Raw genomic sequence first — 17179 nt, forward strand, 5'->3', positions numbered from 1 at the left:
CGGAGGGATCAGAAGTGGCACCCCTTCCGGCCAACGGCGCCTGCAGGCGACAGTCGAAAGAAACGACAGCAGGGGGAGGGAAACGGGGGCCAGTCTGGCGGCCGAACCGCTCTGGGCAGGGGCGGCAGCGGTCAGGCCTTGCTGATGGCCTCCTGGAGCTGGCGCACGTTGGCAAGCCCGCCGGCATTGCCAATCTTGGCATAAGCCAACCCTGCCTTCCGCAGAACCGCCAAGGCCTCGTCCTTGTGGCCGGCCGCGGCAAAGACCTCGGCCAGGAGTTGACCGATGGCGCCTATGTAGTCAGGCCGGCCGAGCTTTTGGCTGATCGCGAAGGCCTGGAAGAGATCCTCACAGATCTGCTGCATGCCACCGGCCTCGTGGTCCCCCCGCTGCAGGCGCAGCAGGGCTGTGGCGTACTTGATATGGGCGATTTGGTCGATGTCGCCCAGTTGTTCCGCCACCGGCAAACGCGCCGCGTGCAAGGCCAGGGCTTCATCGAGCTGGTCGCGGGCGTGGAGGATGTCGGCCTCTCTCCCCCGGGCGATGGCCGCGTCCCTCTCGGCGCCCGCAGCCTGGAACAGGGCGGCGGCGGGGTGACGAGCACGGCCTGCAGGCCGGGGTTGCCCTCGGCCGCGGCCAGGGCCCGGCGGATGAGGTCCTCCGCCGGTTTGACAATCTCCTTTTTCTTCTTCTCGGCTTCCTTCTTCTCAGCCCGCACGGCGGCCCGGAGCTGCTTCTCCCGTTCGCCCTCGGGCATGGGCTGCAAGGGGATGGGCACCAGGCCCGCAGCCAAGTCGTTCCCCCGGCCGTCAGTCAGGGTGAAGCGGTAGCGGCTGGTGACCAGGAGGTGAGAGCGGCTCCGGGATCTGGTCTTGGCAAAGGCCCGGAGCACGGCGGCGAGAGTGGGCCGGAATCGCGCCCGCACCAGGCTCGGCTGGTCGGACTGCCGGGGCGTCTCCAGGATCTGCTCCAGGTCGTCGATGATGAGGAGCACCGGGTGCTCCTGCAAGGGGCCGGTGAGAAGATCCTCCAGGGCGTCAGCCAGGACCGCGGCATCGTCCACCAGCGCCTGGCGCCAGGTCTTCCGGATCCCGGCCCGCTCCCGGGCCGGCACGGCCTCCAGCAGCCGGTCGAAGATGGTGAGGCCATCGTAGGCCCGGAACACCACCACGGGGGCATGGCTGGTGAGCCGGCTGGGGATGCGGGCCGCCAGGCTCGATTTGCCCAGATTGCCCATGCCATGGATGAGGGCGCCGGCAGCACCGTCCCGGAAGGCCCGGAGAATGTCCTGGGCCTGGCGCCGGCGGCCGACGAACTCCCAGCGCTTGGCCACCGGCACCTCGTGGCGCATGCTGTCCAGGAACTGCTCCTCATGGCCGGCCGACGGCGGAGTACGGCCGGGCAAGCCCTGGCCGGCCAGGGCGCCGCCCCCTTGGGGACCGAGATAGAGCCGGGCCAGATGCCAGTGCTGGCCCTGGCGGGGATCCTGCTGCCGGGCCTGGCGCAAAGCCAGCCGGGCCTGGGCCGCAGCCCGGGGCACCGGGGCGTAGGCAGCCAGCTCGTGGTAGAAATGCTCGGCAAAGGCGGTGGCATCGCTGCCGTAGACCGAGCCATCCCAGCCCAGCACATTGGCGGCACCGGCCCGCACCATCTCCCGGACCAGGGGCTCGGCGCGGCGCCTGCCGTCGCCAGCGGCCTGCGCCTCCTCGGCGGTGCGGCAGGCGGAGAGGAACACCAGGGGCGTCCTCTTCAGATCGCCCAGGAGATCCACCACCTCGGCGGCAGTGGCCGGCGCCAGGTCGCCGGCCTCATCCTCCAGGGCCAGCACATGGCCGAGCCGGGGATGGACATCCCCGTGACAGGACAGGTGCAAGGCCTCGAAGGGGCCGTCCTGGGCCAGGCGCTCCTTCAGAAGCCTGGCCATCCCGCTCTCCTCCACCGCCAGGTGCAGGGGCAGGCGCTCGGTGGCGGCCAGGATCGCCGCCTCCTCGGCCTCGAAATCAAGGGCACTGGCGCCCCGGGGCGCTGCGGCCATGAACAGGAGCTGCAGATCCCGGTGGCGGGGGGCGATGGCCTCCCGGGGCCGGTCGATCCGGCGGGCCACCTCGAAGATCTGCACGGCGTCGTCGGCCAGAAAGCCGTCCCTGTTGGCAAGAAGCTCCCAGGGCGCATCGAGCATGGCGTGGGCCAGGGGCTCGGCCGGGTCATCCACCTGGATGGCCAGCTGCCGGGGAGCAGACGCCCCAATGGGCGGCGATCGGCGCCCTTCTCTCTGGCAGGCGGCGCTCAGGCCAGGGTCAGGCCGCCGATGTAGTCGGCCACGCCGGCGCCCAGGGCCTTGATCACCAAGTGCCGGTGCTGGGCATAGAAGGTGGTGTTCAGGGTCATCTTCTGAGCCGCGGTCCAGAACTGGATCTTCTGGGCGCCCCAGGAGAAGAACAGAAAGCGGCGCCGGGTATCGAGTCCCTGGACATGGAAGGCGCCCATGGCCATCCCCAGGGCGCCGTTGTCCGCCTTCTGCACGGCGCCGATCTGGAAATTGGCGCTGGCGCTGGCCGCGGTTTGGAAATCGAAGAGCCGGATGGTGCTGTCCTCCTCGGCCAGCTCCTCCAGGGCCTTCACCGCGGCGTTCAGCACCGCCAGCTGGTTCTGGGTGGCAATGGCGGTGATGACCGCCAGGGCTGCCTGGTCCATGCGGATCTCGCCCTGGCTCTGGTCGTGCCGGACAAAGGCCAGCTGCTCGGCTGCCCAGCCCAGCCGGTTGAGGATATCCATATACTTGTTGTACCAGGCCTCGGTGTTGGTGAAGCGGTTGAAGGCGCCACTGGCGCCCCGGTGGGCGAGCTGTACCGAGAAGAGGACATCGTCCCGCTCCTGGGGAGAAAGGCCGTCCACAAAGGAGAGGAGGGTGCCGGCATCCACCGCTGCCTGGAGGTCTTCTGGCAGGGCCGCGGCTGGAAGCGGCGGCGGTGGCGGCCCTGGCTCGCCCCGGGTGACGGCACGGAAGGTCAGGGGCCGTTCTGCCAGGCGACCGGGCAGGGCTTCGCAGGCGATGGTCAGGGATTCGATGTAGCGGGCAACAGACATGACGGGACCTCCTGATCCTGATGGCAGGTGACCGGAGAAGAAGCGGCCTCGCCACGGCGGTAATCCCGCTGAGCTGCCGGCCGTCTTTGCGGCTTATCCCATACTATGCTGGCGAGGAGTCCGTCAAGACCAGCGTCTGGCAGTCGGAACAACAGCTATTGCCCGGTCATCAAGGGGAGAGGTGCGAGGAGGGATGACCGACGAAACCGTGGCCGGACGGAGACAGGGCGGGCATGGTGGCTGGAATGACCTCCGGTGCGCCGGCCCCCCTTCCCGTGCAGCACCACTCCTCGACACCAGCCCGCCATTTTGGTACGGTGAGGCACCGTGGCAGCCCCTCAACACGCCGCCAAGGCCAGTTGCACTTCCTCCCCACGGAGACCGACCCCATTCATGGCGGGCCAAGACGACTTCGACACCCCCTGGAAGGAGATCCTGACCCGGTACTTCCCGGAATTCATGGCCTTCTTCTTCCCCGAGGCCGCGGCCAATATCGACTGGTCCCGCCGCCATGTCTTCCTGGACAAGGAGCTGCGGCAGGTGACCCGAGACGCGCAGCAAGGCCTGCGGCTGGCGGACAAGCTGGCCAAGGTCTGGCGCCAGGACGGCGAGGAGACCTGGAGGAGACGACCATGCCCTATGTCAGCAGTGTCGAACGGATCGGGATGAAGCGTGGTCTTGAACAGGGCCTGGCCAAAGGTCTTGAGCAGGGCCTCGAACGAGGCCTGGAGCGGGGCCGCCAGGAAGGCCGCCGGGAGGCGCTGTTGGCGGTGGCGTCCAATCTTCTGGATCTTCTCGACGACACGGCCATCTCGGCCCGCACCGGCCTCCCCGTCGAGGAGGTGCGGCGGCGGCGCGACGTCGGATCACGTCCTGGGGGGGGCGCGAGCTCGTGATGTGCGGCATCGGAGAAGATCGATGCCGTGGGCACCGGCCAGGTGCCGGTGCCCTGCCGCCTCAACAACCTCACCCGACGCCGCAAGGAGATCTCCCTCGGTCTCACCATCGACGAGAGCACCCCGGCCGAGGCCCACAAGGTCGTCGGCGGGTATGTGGCCACCATCGAGGGGTACCGGGACGGAGCCAGGCCCAGGCCAGCCCAGCCGCGGACAGCGGCTGAGGCGAAAACAGCGGGAGGCATGAGACGGTTGCGCCACCGCGACTGCCCCCCTCCTGCGCCCGTTGGCCAGTGCCGCCGCACACCGGACAGGATCGCCGGCCCCCTCCACTCAGAGCTTCCCGGAAGCGCCCCCCCTTGAAGAGATCCCTGGCCACCGTCTGGGCCGCTTTCACCTTGATGAGGTCGGATCTCCTGGTCATGATCCAGGACCAGATCCGATACCGACCCCGATGACCGGGGGGAGCGGAGGGATGCGGGGAATGCCATGCTGCGGGAATGGCTGCTGAGCCTTCTCACCCCGTGTCCCCGCCACCTGCGGGCCATGGGGTTTGTGGGCGAGCAGATCGCCATCGACAGCCGGCTGGATCGCAACCGGGCGGCCTGGCAGTCGCACCTGGCGGCCAGCCGGGCGGCTGTTCTGGAGGCGGCGGCCCTGTGCCCCGGGTCCGGGACGGCGTTTCTCCTGGGCGCCGGTGGCGGGCACGATCTGCCGGTGGCCGAGCTGGCCGGCCGCTGCCGGCAGCTGGTGCTGGTGGATCTGGTGATCCAGCCGTGGCACCGCCGCCGGCTGCGTCGCCTGGCGCCCAACCTCGCCTGGCTGGCCCTGGACCTCTCCGGGGCCCTCGCCGATCTGTGGCAGGCGGGGCCAACGATCCCGGACCAGACAGCCATCGACCTTTTTGCGGCCGCCCAGCCGCCCGCCCTTCCCGGTCTGGGGGACGAGGATCTGGTGGTCTCGGTGAGCCTGGCCTCCCAGCTGGGGAGTGTGCCGTCCACCTGGCTGGCCCGGGGCGGACGGCGGGGGCCGGGCTTCTCCCTGGCCTTGCGCCGGGCGGCGGCCAGGCGCCATGTCCGCTGGCTGCAAGGCCTGCCCGGTACCCGCTGCCTCATTGCCGACCAGGCGCACCTTGTTCTGGACCACCAGGGCCGGGAGATCTCCCGGGAAACCGTGCTGGACGGCGACCTGGCGGGGCCGGCCCTGCGGACCTGGCGCTGGGACCTGGCGCCGATCCCGGAGTGGGAGGCGGACCGGGCCCTGGCCAACCAGGTGGGGGTCTGGATCTGGCCGGCGGGGGTGGTCGTTCCTGGCCGGTCCGGGGCCTGATGGCACAACCGTGGCGCGGTCGCCCGGCCTCAGGCTTCGAAATCGGCCAAGGCCTGCCAGCCGACGACCTCTACCCCTTCCTGCACCCGATGGCCACTGCCGCCGTATACCAGACAGGACCGCCTGGCCCGACCACTCAGGCCTTCCAGAAAGCGAAGCCCCTTGAAGAGGTCGCTGGCCACGGTCTGAGCACCCTTGACCTCGATGAGATCGATCTCCTGGCCGTGGTCCAGGACCAGATCGACCTCGTTGCCCTTGCTGTCCCGGAAGAAGTAGAGGTTGTCGGGCTGGCCGGCGTTGAACCGCTTCTTGAGCATCTCCGCGACCACCAGGGACTCGAAGAGCAAGCCACGCAAGGGGTGGCTGCCGAGCTGCCGGGTATCCTGAATGCCCAGGAGAAAGGCGGCAAGTCCGGTATCCAGGAAATACAGCTTCGGCGCCTTGATGAGCCGCTTGTTGAAGTTCCGGTAATAGGGAGGCACCAGCTTGACCAGGTAGCTCGCCTCCAGGATGGAGAGCCAATTTTTGATCGTGTTGTGGTTGACGCCGCAATCGTTGCCCAGGGAGGATAGATTCACCACCTGGCCGGTCCGGCCGGCCGCCAGCTTGAGGAAGGCCTCGAAACGGGACAGCTCCTTGATATTGACCAGCATTCTGAGATCCCGCTCCACATAGGTGGCGACGTAGAAGGCCATGGCCTCGCCGGGCGGCAGCTCCTGATCATAGATGCGGGGAAAGCCACCGGTAAGAAGGACGTCGTCCAGGAGGGACAGCCCCCGGACCTTCCGGATCTCCGCCAGGGAGAAGGGCAGCAGGGTGGCCAGCGCGGTGCGGCCGGCCAGGGACTGACTGACCGAGGCCAGGAGGGCGAAGTTGTGGCTGCCGGTGACCACGAACATGCCGGGCGTTTGGCGCTCGTCGACGATGCCCTGGATGAACGACAACAGGTCCGGTGCCCGCTGGATCTCATCGAGGACCGCTCCGGCGGGGAAGCGAGCGAGGAAGCCGTTGGGATCCGTCTCGGCAAACCGCCTCTCCTCGATGTTCTCCAGGGAGACGTAGGCCTTGTCGGGGAAGAGCATTCTGCACAGCGTGGTCTTTCCCGACTGGCGGGGGCCGGTGATGGTGACCACCGGGTACTGGCGGCTGTACTGGAGAACCTTGGGAGCGATATCGCGCGGGATCATGGCGCCATGCTACCCGGCGAGAACAGATTGTCAATCCCAATAACAAAACATACCAGTCCATGGTTGGACTGACGTTGTCCGACGCGGCGGCATGTCGCCGGCAGTGGTAGGATCGGGCCAGGAACGTCAGAAAGGGGAAGAAGCATGCTCAGCCGCACCAAGATCGTCGCCACCCTGGGGCCGGCCACCGACAGCCCGGCCATGCTGGACAAGATCATCGAGGCCGGGGTGGATGTGGTCCGTCTGAACTTCTCCCACGAGGCCGCAGAGCAGCAGCGGCAGCGGGTGGACCTGCTCCGGGAGCGGGCCGAGGCGGCGGGCCGCAGCGTCGGCGTGCTGGGGGATCTGCAAGGGCCCAAGATCCGCATCGGCGGCTTTGCCGCCGGCCGGGTGCAGCTGGCGGACGGGGCGGCCTTTGTCATCGACACCGGGCTCGATCCCGAGGCGGGCACCGGGGAGCGGGTGGGCACCACCTATCCGGCCCTGGCCAACGATGTGGGGCCCGGGGATACCCTGCTCCTGGATGACGGCCTTATCAGCCTGCGGGTGGAGAAGGTGGCGGGCAGCGCCATCCATTGCCGGGTGCTGTCCGGCGGCGAGCTGGGCAGCCGCAAGGGGCTGAACCGGCTGGGCGGGGGCCTGGCTGCGGCAGGCCTTACGGACAAGGACCGGGCCGATATCCGGCTGGCCGCCGAGATCGGCGTCGATTATCTCGCGGTGTCCTTTGTCCGGGAGGCGGCGGACGTGGTGGCGGCCCGTCACCACTTCGTGGCCGCCGGCGGCTTCGGGGGCCTGGTCGCCAAGATCGAGCGGGCCGAGGCCTTGCGGGGGGTGGAGGCGATCATCGACGCCAGCGACGCCATCATGATCGCCCGCGGGGATCTGGGGGTGGAGATCGGCGACGCCGCCCTGCCGCCGGTGCAAAAGCGGCTCATCCGCCTGGCCCGGGAACGGAACCGGGTGGTGATCACCGCCACCCAGATGATGCACTCCATGATGGACAGCCCCATCCCCACCCGGGCCGAGGTGTTCGACGTCGCCAACGCGGTCCTGGAGGGCACCGACGCGGTGATGCTCTCTGCCGAGACCGCCACCGGCCGCTTCCCGGACCGGGCGGTGGCGGCCATGAACCGGATCTGCCACCAGACCGAGCGCCAGGCCGACCGCCTCGCCTGCCCGGAGCCTCAGGATCAGACCTTCAGCCGCATCGACGAGGCCATCGCCAAGGCGGCGATGTTCGCCGCCAACCACCTGCCGGTCAAGGCCATCCTCGCCCTCACCGAGAGCGGCTCCACAGCCTTGTGGATGTCCCGGGTCAATGCCTCGATCCCCATCTACGCCCTCACGCCCCATCCCCAGACCCAGCGCCGGGTCACCCTCTACCGGGGGGTGGAGTCGGTGCCCTTTGTCTCCGATACCACCGACCAGACCGAGCTCAACCGCCAGGCGGTGACGGCCCTGGAGGTCCGGGGGCTCATCGAGCCCGGGGACCTGGTGGCCATCACCAAGGGGGATCTCATCGGCGTCCGGGGCAGCACCAATGCCTTGAAGATCGTGCGGGTGGGGGAGCTGGTCTGAGATGCGGCAGGACCGGGACGTCATCCTTCTCTTCGCCACCCGCATCCTGCGCCTCTTCGCCTACGGCTTCCTGTCCGTGGTGCTGGCCCTGTATCTGGCGGCGATCGGCTTGGCCGAGGCCGGGATCGGCCTGCTCTTCTCCCTGACCCTGGCCGGCGATGCCGTGATCTCGCTTCTCATCACCACCCGGGCCGACCGCTTCGGCCGGCGGCGGATGCTCCTTTTCGGCGCCGCCCTGATGGCCTTGGCGGGTGCGGCCTTTCTGGCCACCACCAGCCCCATCCTCCTGGGTCTGGCCGCCATCATTGGCGTCATCAGCCCCACCGGCTACGAGATCGGCCCCTTCCTGTCCCTGGAGCAAGCGGCGCTCTCCGGGCTGGTGCCGGATCGCCGGCGCACCGGCGTTTTTGCCTGGTACAACCTGGCCGGCTCCCTGGCCACCGCCGCCGGGGCCCTGGCTGGCGGCTGGCTGGCCCAGGCCCTCCAGGCGGGTGGCCTGCCGGAGGTGGCCTCCTTCCGGGTGGTCCTGGCCGGCTATTGCCTGGCCGGCCTGGGCCTGTTCATCCTCTTCACCCGCCTGTCGCCGGCGGTGGAGGTGGCACCAGCCGCGACCGCGGGCCGCCGCACCCTGGGCCTGCACCGCTCCCGGGGCACGGTGCTGCGCCTGTCCGCCCTGTTTGCCCTGGACGCCTTTGCCGGCGGCTTCATCGTCCAGAGCATGCTGGCCTACTGGCTGCACCTGCGCTTCGGTGTCGCCGCCGGCCCCCTGGGCAGCATCCTCTTCGGCGCCAACCTGCTGGCCGCCGCGTCGGCCCTGCTGGCGGCAGGCCTGGCCAGGCGCTTCGGACTCCTCAACACCATGGTCTTCACCCACCTGCCCTCCAACGTCATGCTCCTCGCCGTGCCGCTCATGCCCAGCCTGGAGCTGACGGTGGCCCTGCTCCTGGCCCGCTTTGCCATCTGCCAGATGGATGTCCCCACCCGCCAGTCCTACACCATGGCGGTGGTGGAGCCGGACGAGCGGGCTGCCGCCTCGGGGGTGACCACCATCGCCCGCTCGGTGGGCGCCGCCGCGTCGCCGCTGCTGGCCGGTCTCCTGCTGGCGCAGCCGGCCCTTGTGGGCGTGCCGTTCTTTCTGGCCGGCGGCTTGAAGATCGTCTACGACCTCGCCCTCTTCCGGGCATGCCGGGCCCTGCGGCCCCCGGAGGAGCGGCCATGACCGCTGCCGTGGAGCGCCGCTTGGCGATGGGGAAAAATTTTGCCCTCATCCGTCTGTTTTCGTTTATAGTTGGAATGAATTCCCAAATAAACGAGGAGCCCCGATGATCGAGCGTACCCTCGGCAAAACCATCCGGCACGTATCGAAGAGTTTCCCGGTCCTGCTTCTGACCGGCCCCCGCCAAGTCGGCAAAACCACCCTGCTTGCCGCCTGCGCTGAGCAGGAGAGAGGTTATGTCACCCTCGACGATCTGGAGCAAAGGGAACTGGCCCGCAACGACCCTGCTCTTTTCTTGCAGGCCCACCCACCGCCACTGATCATTGATGAGATTCAGTACGCCCCCCAGCTGTTCGGCGGCATCAAAATGGCGGTAGACAGGGGCGGGCAGACCGGCATGTTCTGGTTGACCGGCTCGCAGAAGTTTCATCTGATGAAGGGGATCAGCGAAAGCTTGGCCGGTCGGGTCGCGATCATTGATCTGCTCGGATTTTCGCAAGCTGAGAGAGAGGGGCGAGCCGAGGAGCAGGAGCCTTTCCGACCCACTGCCGAGTGGTTGCAGCGGGCCCGGGCCCGGGCCGGTAGCTCCAAAAACGTTCTGGCGGTGTACCAGGATATCTGGCTTGGCTCCTATCCCAGGATGGTCCTTGACCGCGATATGTCCAGGGATCTCTTTTACAACTCTTACGTGCAAACCTATATCCAGCGCGATGTCCGCGAAGCCATCAATCTTGGCGACAGCACGGCTTTCGCTCGTTTTCTGCGGGCCGTGGCCGCAAGAACCGGGCAATTGCTCAACTATTCCGATCTCGCCCGCGATGTGGACATTGATCACAAAACAGCAAAATCATGGCTTGCGGCCCTCGAGACCTCCGGGCTCGTGTATCTGTTGCCGCCCTACCACAGCAATCTGACGAAACGGCTGGTCAAGACCCCGAAGCTCTACTTCCTGGACACCGGCCTTTGCAGCTACCTCACCCGCTGGCCGTCGCCGGAGGCCCTGGAAGCCGGGGCGATGTCCGGGGCGATTTTTGAAACCTATCTGCTGGCGGAAATCCTGAAAAGCTATTGGCACAACGGCAAGTCGGCCTACTTGTACTACTATCGGGATCTCGACCAGAAGGAAGTTGATCTGCTGCTGGAGGAGGGCGATACCCTCTATCCGGTGGAGCTCAAGAAAAGCGCCAGCCCGGCTGCGAGCGCCTCCAGGCATTTTTCGGTGCTGGCCCGACTGAAAAGGGAGATCGGCCACGGCGCTGTGATCTGCCTGCGGGAAACCGATGTGCCGCTTTCCCGTGAAGTCGATGCCGTCCCGGTCGGCTACCTGTAACGAGAACGGCCGGACCCGGCCCGGAGGCACGATGCGGATCCGTCACAAGATCCTCCTGGGGGTGCTCCTGAGCGCCCTCATCCCCTTGACCGCCGGCGGCGTCTACTATGCCATCCATCTGCGGCTGAGCGCCGCTACCGCCAGCCTGCACGCCATCGATCAGGTCTTCCGGGCGGTGCTCGATCTCGCCATCCTCAGCAACAGCCTGGGACACGGCGACGAGGCGCAGACCCTCCGCCAGTGGCAGGAGCAGCATGCCGCCATGGCCTGCCTCATTCTGGCGATCGACCGGGACGAGCCGGAGATTGCCGCCTTGGCCGGCCAGCTCAGCCACAAGCATCTGGCCCTGGGCGGGCTCTTCGACTCCCTGGCCGGCAGTCAGGCCGCGGGGCCGGCGGAGGACGCCGCCACCCGGGAAAGGCGGGCTCGACGGGCCGAACAGCTCACCGGCCAGCTCCAATCCATGCTTGCCGACGCCCAGGACCTCAAGGACAGAAGCCACCTGCGGTTCATGACGGTGCAGGAAGCGCTGAGCCGCCAGGGGCTCCTGACCCTGACCGTCATGGCGCTAGGCCTCATGGTGGTACTGGGCGTTCTGTACCGCGGCATGACCCGGCCGCTTGCCGAGCTGCACCGGGGGGCGGTCCGGTTGGGGCAGGGCGAGCTTGCCTACCGGGTGCCGCTGGCCGCCGCGGACGAATTCGGGGAGATGGCTGGGGCCTTCAACCACATGGCGGCCCAGCTGGAGGCGGCCCGGGCGGTGCTGGACGAGGAAGCCGCAGCGCGCCGCCAGACCGAAGAAGAGCTGCGCCAGGCCAAGGATGAGCTGGAGCGGTATTTTGCCGTCATCCCGGACCTGTTGTGCGTCGCCGCCCCGGACGGCTCGTTCCAGAAGCTCAACCCGGCCTGGACCACCACCCTGGGCTATCCCCTGGAAGAGCTTCTGGCCACGCCGCTTGCGGCCCGCATCCACCCGGACGACCTGGCCGAGATGGAGCGGCATCTGGCCGGCGAGCCTACCCGGGCCTTCACCAACCGCTACCGCCACCGGGATGGCTCGTGGCGCTGGCTGGAGTGGAACGCCACGCCGGCGGCCGGCGGCCGACTCTATGCCGCGGCCCGAGACATCACCGCTCGCCGGGCGGCCGAGGAGGCGCTCCGGGAAAGCCAGCAGATGTTTGCCCTCTTCATGCGCCACACACCGGTATACACCTTCATCAAGCGCCTGGAGAACGGCGTCAGTCGCTCCCTGGCGGTGAGCGACAACTACCGGGACATGCTGGGCGTGTCCGCGCGGGAAATGATCGGCAAGACCATGGAAGAGCTCTTCCCCCTGGACTTTGCCCGGAAGATCACGGCGGATGACTTCGCGGTGGTGGCCAGCGGCCAGGTGCTGGAGCTGGACGAAGACTTCGGCGGCCGGCATTACACCACCATCAAGTTCCCCATTGTCCGGCCGGACGGCTCGACCCTGCTGGCCGGCTTCACCATCGACATCACCCGCCGCCGCCGGGCCGAAGAACAGTTGCGGGAGCTGAACCGCACCCTGGAGGCCCGGGTGGAGGAGGAGACCCGGGCCCGTCTCGACAAGGAGCGGCTCCTGGTCCAGCAGTCCAAGCTGGCGGCCATGGGCGAGATGCTGGGCGCCATCGCCCACCAGTGGCGCCAGCCCCTGAACGCGGTGGCGGTGATCGTCCAGGACGTGCAAGACGCCTTTTCGGCCGGCTTGCTGGACGGGGCCTATCTCCGGCGGGCCACCACCCAGGCCATGGCCCAGATCTGCTTCATGTCCCGGACCATCGACGACTTCCGCAACTTCTTCCAGCCGGACAAGGCCAGGACCCTCTTCGACGCCAAGAAGGCGGTCGTGCGGGTGCTGGAGCTGCTCTCCCCGCAGCTGGCCAGCCACGATATCCTGTGGTCGCTCACCTGTCTCGTGCACCAGACAAGCTTCGGCCCCGGGGAGGAGGTGGAGGAGTGCCCGGCCATGCACCTGTACGGCTTCGAGAACGAGCTCAAGCAGGTATTCTTAAGCCTGCTGGGCAACGCCCAGGATGCCATTCTTGCCCGCCGCGCCGCCTGCGGCCAGCCGGAGCACGGCCGGGTGCAGGTGAGCTTCGCCCGGGAGGACAGCCGGGTTGTCATCCGGGTGGCCGACAACGGCGGTGGCATCCCGGACCTTCTCCTGGACCGGGTCTTCGAGCCCTATTTCTCCACCAAGGAGCCGGGCCAGGGCACCGGCATCGGCCTCTACATGGCCAAGATGATCATCGAAAAGAACATGGGCGGCAGTCTGTCGGTTCGGAACACCGGGGATGGGGCGGAGCTGCAAGTGGCGCTTGGGGGGCCGCAGTCATGAATGACAAGACCGCTGTGGATCGGACAGACCATGGACTGGCGGACGTCTCGGTGCTCTATGTGGAGGACGAGGCCATTACCCGGGAACGGCTCGCTGCCCTCCTGCGGCGCCGGGTCCGGGAGGTCCACCTGGCGGCCGACGGCAGGGAGGGTCTGGAGGCCTTCCAGGAAATGCGGCCGGACATTGTCGTCTCCGACATCCGCATGCCCCGAATGGATGGCCTGGCGATGATCGCCCAGATGAAGCGCCTGGAGCCCACCATGCGGGCCATCGTCACCTCGGCGTTCAGTGAGGTCGATCTCCTGTTGACCGCCATCGAGCTGGGAGTCGACGGCTATATCCCGAAGCCGGTGGACTCGAAGCGGCTCCTTTCCCTCATCATGCGCTGCTCGGAGACCATCCGCCTCCGCCGCGCGATCGAGGAGCGGGACCGGGCGCAGCAGCACCTCATCACCGAGCTGCGGCAAGCCCTGGCCGAGATCAAGACCCTGCAGGGCATCCTGCCCATCTGCTGCTCCTGCAAGAAGATTCGGGACGATCAGGGCTACTGGACCCAGGTGGAGGCCTACCTGAGCCAGCACTCCGGCCTGCTCTTCTCCCACGGCATCTGTCCGGACTGCGCCGCCAAGCTCTACCCGGAGGTCTTCAACAGCTCCGCCAGGTAGCCCCGACCAGGGACCGCTTGGGCAAAGCGCCGAGGAAGGAGTTGCCATGTGCCGGGCACACCCAACTGGGTGAAACGCCGGGAGTCCGCTCTGGTGGCCGTTGTTTCTTGAGGGAGTACGCGCGGGGGGTACGGCGGGGCGACCGCTTGCCTGCTCTCCGGCCGCCCGCCAAGGTCTGGGGACCGCCGCCTCAGGAGCGGCGGCGATGGCGGAGGCCCGCCAGCCCCAGGAGGCCGGAGCCTACGAGCAGCAGGGAGGCCGGCACTGGCACCGGCTGGGCCTCGATGGCCAGATCGATCCCCACGAAATGGGGGGGTGCCGTTGCCCCAGGTGGTAAAGGCGATGACATCCCCGGCCTGCACCGCCTGAGTGAGGGTGCCCCAGTCAAACGGGTTGTCCCGGCTCCAGGGATCGCCGTCCCAGACGTCGCCGCTGGCCAGGACTGCGCCGTTCAGGGAGACCTGCCAGTGGTTGCTCCGGCCCAGGCCGCCCGCCATCCACACCTGACCGGAAATGGCCGCTGTGCCGGTGAGGGGGCTGGTCCAGGTGATGTTGGCCGCGCCGTTCCCCAGGGTGTTGTGCGGGTCGGTGCCGTGCACCGTCACGTCCCCGGCCAGCACGTCCAGCCCAGCGGCGTGATCGCCGGCCGCCTGCATCAGGATCGGCGTGTGGCCGAACCCCGGCCACTGCACCCAGGTCCAGGCAGGCTGGCCCGGCAGGAAATCCGGGATGTTGGGCAAGAGGGTATCCCCCTGGCGGTAAGCCCAGGGACCGTTGGGGTTGGCAGCGTCGCTCCAGTCGGCACCGAGATCGAAGGTCGCGGCGCCGGCGGCCAGAGGAGCACTCAGCATGGCCAGCACCGCCGTAGCGGCCAAGCAGATCGTCGTCTTCTTCATGGGCTGGACCTCCTTTCTTCCGGGAAAGTGTTGATTCACGCCAGCAGTCATGACGAGGCGAATGCACAAATCAAGCCACGGCCAGACCCAGGCCATGATCACCCGGAAAAGCGTGCAATATCCACGAGAAGCGAAGAGGCGACGGCCGCAGCCTGCAGCCGTTTGTGGTTCTTTCCAGACGAACCGTCCGGAAATCCGAAGGACTTTCCGCCCTGCCGGACGCATCCCCCGGGCCAGCGGGGCTGCCGCTGCCGGAGTCCGGCGCTGGGGGCAGCCCCTCTCGGTCCCACGCCGCTGCCGAGCATCCTGCGACGAATCACTGCCCCCGCAGCCGGCAGGCCGCTCACCCGCTGCTGCCGGACCTCTTTCGTTGGCAGGCCGAGGCGGCGGACGATACGGCCGTCCTGCTCATGCCCCTGGGCCAACCCCTTCTGCAGGCCGATCCGCCACGCCGGCCCCTTCTTGTTATGATCCGCCTCCCCCCGACTCCGACAAGCCTTCAGCGCGCAGCTTCCGCACCTCCTCCACCGACAACCCGGTGCTGGTGGCAATCGCCTCGTCGTCCAATATCCCCAGCAGCCTGGACGCCACCGCCAGCTGGGTCTCACGACGACCCTGGGAAAGACCTTGGGAAAGACCTTGGGAAAGACCCTGCTCAAGACCCTGGGCCAACCCCTGCTCAAGACCCTTCTTCCTTCCGATCCGCTCCACACTGGATACATACGGCATGGTCGTTTCCTCCTCGAACGCCACCAGCTGCTGAAAAAATCCCTGCTCCAGCTCCTCCGGCAGTTGCATCAGCCAGTCGATGAAACGAAAAAGATCGATCACCTGCTGCCGAGCATACCCCCGGTCGTAGAGCCGACGCACCAGATCGAACTTCCACCGCGCCCGTTCGATCGCTGCATCCCGCGTCTCCCGGGCCTTCAGATGCGCCATCACCACCACCGCGAAAGGATTGCGGTCCTGCTCCAGGGCCTCCCAGCGGTCCGCGTAGTCCAACACCTTCGCCACCGGGAAGCGGAAGCCCAGCTCGCAGCCCCACAGCTCGTATCCGTACCGGTCCGGGCGCCAGTCGGCCCGGTCATCCGTCAACACCGCGCAGCTCATCACCCGGCGATCATAACGGTCGAAGATCCGGTAGTTGTACACATACATCCGCTTGGCAAAGACCTCCTGGGGCTGGCCCTGGATCTCCGGATGCACCAGCACCCAGGCCTCGCCGCCGTCTCGGCGCCACACCTGGGCCAGCTTGTCCGCCAGCCGCCGGCCAAGCTTGGCGTCCCGGGTCACCTGCCGCAGCTCCTTGTCCAGGAAGACATGGCCCCGGGACCAGTCGATGCCGCCATGGGCCACGGGGAAGAAGAAGGCCATGAATTCCGGAAAGTATCGGGTCAGGATCTCCTTCCACGGCGTATCGTAATCAGCGGATGAAGGCATGGGCTCCTCGCACACGAAGGAAGGAATGGCGGTCGCCGCTCGGCCGGCGGATGGGCAGTTGGATTGCCACCGCTGGCGGCTGCTGCCCCCCTCCCGGCCTCCCCCCGCTGGGGCCCCCCGGCGGGGGAGGGCTGGTGTGGGGGCATGGTCGCCTCCGGTTCTCGGTACCCCTGTAGCCGATGGTTACCTACCCTACCAAAACACCGGGCGGGTGTCGAGCCGCTGGGCCAGCGGGCCAGGCGTCAGGCGGCCAGCCGGGGCTCGTCCAGCCAGAGCGGCAGGCGGGGCTTGATGGCGGGATGCGCTACCGCCACCGGCGGGGCGATGCCGGACTGGAGGGCGTTGGCGGGGGCGGTGCCCACCCCGCGCTCCGGTCCGGCGTGCCAGGGGACGGCCTCGGCCACGAAGAGGACGGGGCGGCCGAAGGCCAGCACCGCAGCCCGACGGCGGGGAAACTGGGCGAGGGGGAAGCCGTAGCGGGCGCCCCGGCGGTTGGCGGCCAGGGGGGACAGGCCCAGGCAGGACGAAAGCGCCTCGTCCCGGGCCGAATAGAACTCGACAAAGGCGCCGACCTGGAGGAAAACCACCGTCTCCGGGAACCGCCAGCGAAAGAAGCGGTACTGGCTGGCCACGCGCCCCAGGCCGGCCGGTGGCCGGAAACGGGGGACGAGGCGATAAAGATCGGGGGTCAGCAGAAAAAAGCGGCCAAGAAAGGCGTGGCGCTCCCAGAGGGCGGCCACCAGGCGACGGCTGTTGGCATGGCGGGCATGGCCCAGGAAGGAGGCGATGGTCGCGGCCAGGCGGTCGAGGGCGGGCAGGTCGAAGGAGAAGCGGGTGGCGTCGGGGAGGATGCGGACCAGGTGCTGCTCGGCGGCGCGCAGCCGCGCGGTCAGGTTACCCACCACCCGGCGCCGGACGAGAGAGTAGTCGGCCCGGACGATGTAGCCCACGAAGTCGATGCCGCCATGGGCCGGTGCCAGCCGCTGGCGGGGGTTCAGGTTCAGGGCCAGGGCGGAGGCGAGGAACAAGGCGATGGCCGCCCGCCAGGCCAGAAGCTGGTCGCGGCTGGCGGCCAGAAGGACGAAGTCGTCGCAGTAGCGCAGGTAGAAGCGGCAGCGCAAGGAGTGCTTCACGAACTGGTCGAGAAGGTTCAGGTAGACGTTGGCGAAGAACTGGCTGGTCAGGTTGCCGATGGG

15 protein-coding genes are annotated in these 17179 nt (G+C 68.0%); 8 read left to right on the plus strand and 7 right to left on the minus strand.

The annotated features are described in order from the left end of the window. Window positions 1–131: 131 nt before the first annotated feature. The 3 genes from AB1634_05055 to AB1634_05065 all read right to left on the minus strand — a co-directional run bounded on the left by AB1634_05055 (window position 132) and on the right by AB1634_05065 (window position 3087). Window positions 132–365 carry a hypothetical protein gene (locus AB1634_05055; GenBank protein MEW6218890.1) on the minus strand — a complete coding sequence of 78 codons (234 nt, stop codon included), beginning with the start codon at window positions 363–365 and terminating at the stop codon, window positions 132–134. Continuing rightward, window positions 293–2212: a CHAT domain-containing protein gene (locus tag AB1634_05060; protein ID MEW6218891.1), complete on the minus strand. Its 1920-nt coding sequence runs from the start codon at window positions 2210–2212 to the stop codon at window positions 293–295. Before AB1634_05060 ends, AB1634_05055 begins: the two co-directional genes overlap by 73 nt. A gap of 74 nt (window positions 2213–2286) precedes the next feature. Continuing rightward, window positions 2287–3087 carry a hypothetical protein gene (locus AB1634_05065; protein ID MEW6218892.1) on the minus strand — a complete coding sequence of 267 codons (801 nt, stop codon included), beginning with the start codon at window positions 3085–3087 and terminating at the stop codon, window positions 2287–2289. A 393-nt stretch (window positions 3088–3480) separates the two neighbouring features. On the opposite strand from AB1634_05065, the gene AB1634_05070 reads away from it, so the two are divergent. The 3 genes from AB1634_05070 to AB1634_05080 all read left to right on the plus strand — a co-directional run bounded on the left by AB1634_05070 (window position 3481) and on the right by AB1634_05080 (window position 5312). After that, on the plus strand, window positions 3481–3756 hold the full coding sequence (locus AB1634_05070; protein MEW6218893.1) for a hypothetical protein: 276 nt from the start codon (window positions 3481–3483) through the stop codon (window positions 3754–3756). Next, complete coding sequence (locus AB1634_05075; protein MEW6218894.1) at window positions 3720–3983, plus strand: hypothetical protein; 264 nt, start codon at window positions 3720–3722, stop codon at window positions 3981–3983. The genes AB1634_05070 and AB1634_05075 overlap by 37 nt, the downstream gene beginning before the upstream one ends. A gap of 489 nt (window positions 3984–4472) precedes the next feature. Further along, window positions 4473–5312 carry a hypothetical protein gene (locus AB1634_05080; protein MEW6218895.1) on the plus strand — a complete coding sequence of 280 codons (840 nt, stop codon included), beginning with the start codon at window positions 4473–4475 and terminating at the stop codon, window positions 5310–5312. A 29-nt stretch (window positions 5313–5341) separates the two neighbouring features. On the opposite strand, the gene AB1634_05085 is transcribed toward AB1634_05080, so the two are convergent. Continuing rightward, the gene (locus AB1634_05085) at window positions 5342–6499 is read right to left on the minus strand and encodes an ATP-binding protein (GenBank protein MEW6218896.1); all 1158 of its coding nucleotides are present in this window, start codon (window positions 6497–6499) and stop codon (window positions 5342–5344) included. Window positions 6500–6643: 144 nt separating this feature from the next. On the opposite strand from AB1634_05085, the gene pyk reads away from it, so the two are divergent. From pyk to AB1634_05110, 5 genes are all read left to right on the plus strand, one after another. Continuing rightward, window positions 6644–8077, plus strand: a complete 1434-nt coding sequence (gene pyk / locus AB1634_05090; GenBank protein MEW6218897.1) for a pyruvate kinase — start codon at window positions 6644–6646, stop codon at window positions 8075–8077. Between the two features lies 1 nt (window position 8078). Beyond that, window positions 8079–9296: an MFS transporter gene (locus AB1634_05095; GenBank protein MEW6218898.1), complete on the plus strand. Its 1218-nt coding sequence runs from the start codon at window positions 8079–8081 to the stop codon at window positions 9294–9296. A 103-nt stretch (window positions 9297–9399) separates the two neighbouring features. Further along, on the plus strand, window positions 9400–10623 hold the full coding sequence (locus AB1634_05100) for an ATP-binding protein (protein MEW6218899.1): 1224 nt from the start codon (window positions 9400–9402) through the stop codon (window positions 10621–10623). Between the two features lie 31 nt (window positions 10624–10654). Beyond that, window positions 10655–12982, plus strand: a complete 2328-nt coding sequence (locus AB1634_05105; protein ID MEW6218900.1) for a PAS domain-containing protein — start codon at window positions 10655–10657, stop codon at window positions 12980–12982. Then, window positions 12979–13647: a response regulator gene (locus tag AB1634_05110; protein ID MEW6218901.1), complete on the plus strand. Its 669-nt coding sequence runs from the start codon at window positions 12979–12981 to the stop codon at window positions 13645–13647. Before AB1634_05105 ends, AB1634_05110 begins: the two co-directional genes overlap by 4 nt. A 190-nt stretch (window positions 13648–13837) precedes the next feature. On the opposite strand, the gene AB1634_05115 is transcribed toward AB1634_05110, so the two are convergent. From AB1634_05115 to AB1634_05125, 3 genes are all read right to left on the minus strand, one after another. Beyond that, window positions 13838–13996 carry a VPLPA-CTERM sorting domain-containing protein gene (locus AB1634_05115; GenBank protein ID MEW6218902.1) on the minus strand — a complete coding sequence of 53 codons (159 nt, stop codon included), beginning with the start codon at window positions 13994–13996 and terminating at the stop codon, window positions 13838–13840. A gap of 1012 nt (window positions 13997–15008) precedes the next feature. Next, window positions 15009–15983 carry a hypothetical protein gene (locus AB1634_05120; protein ID MEW6218903.1) on the minus strand — a complete coding sequence of 325 codons (975 nt, stop codon included), beginning with the start codon at window positions 15981–15983 and terminating at the stop codon, window positions 15009–15011. 242 nt (window positions 15984–16225) lie between these two features. Next, a partial coding sequence (locus AB1634_05125; GenBank protein ID MEW6218904.1) for an RNA-directed DNA polymerase occupies window positions 16226–17179 on the minus strand: 954 nt, incomplete at its 5' end.

This window comes from Thermodesulfobacteriota bacterium (assembly GCA_040755095.1).
Lineage (GTDB): Bacteria > Desulfobacterota > Desulfobulbia > Desulfobulbales > JBFMBH01 > JBFMBH01.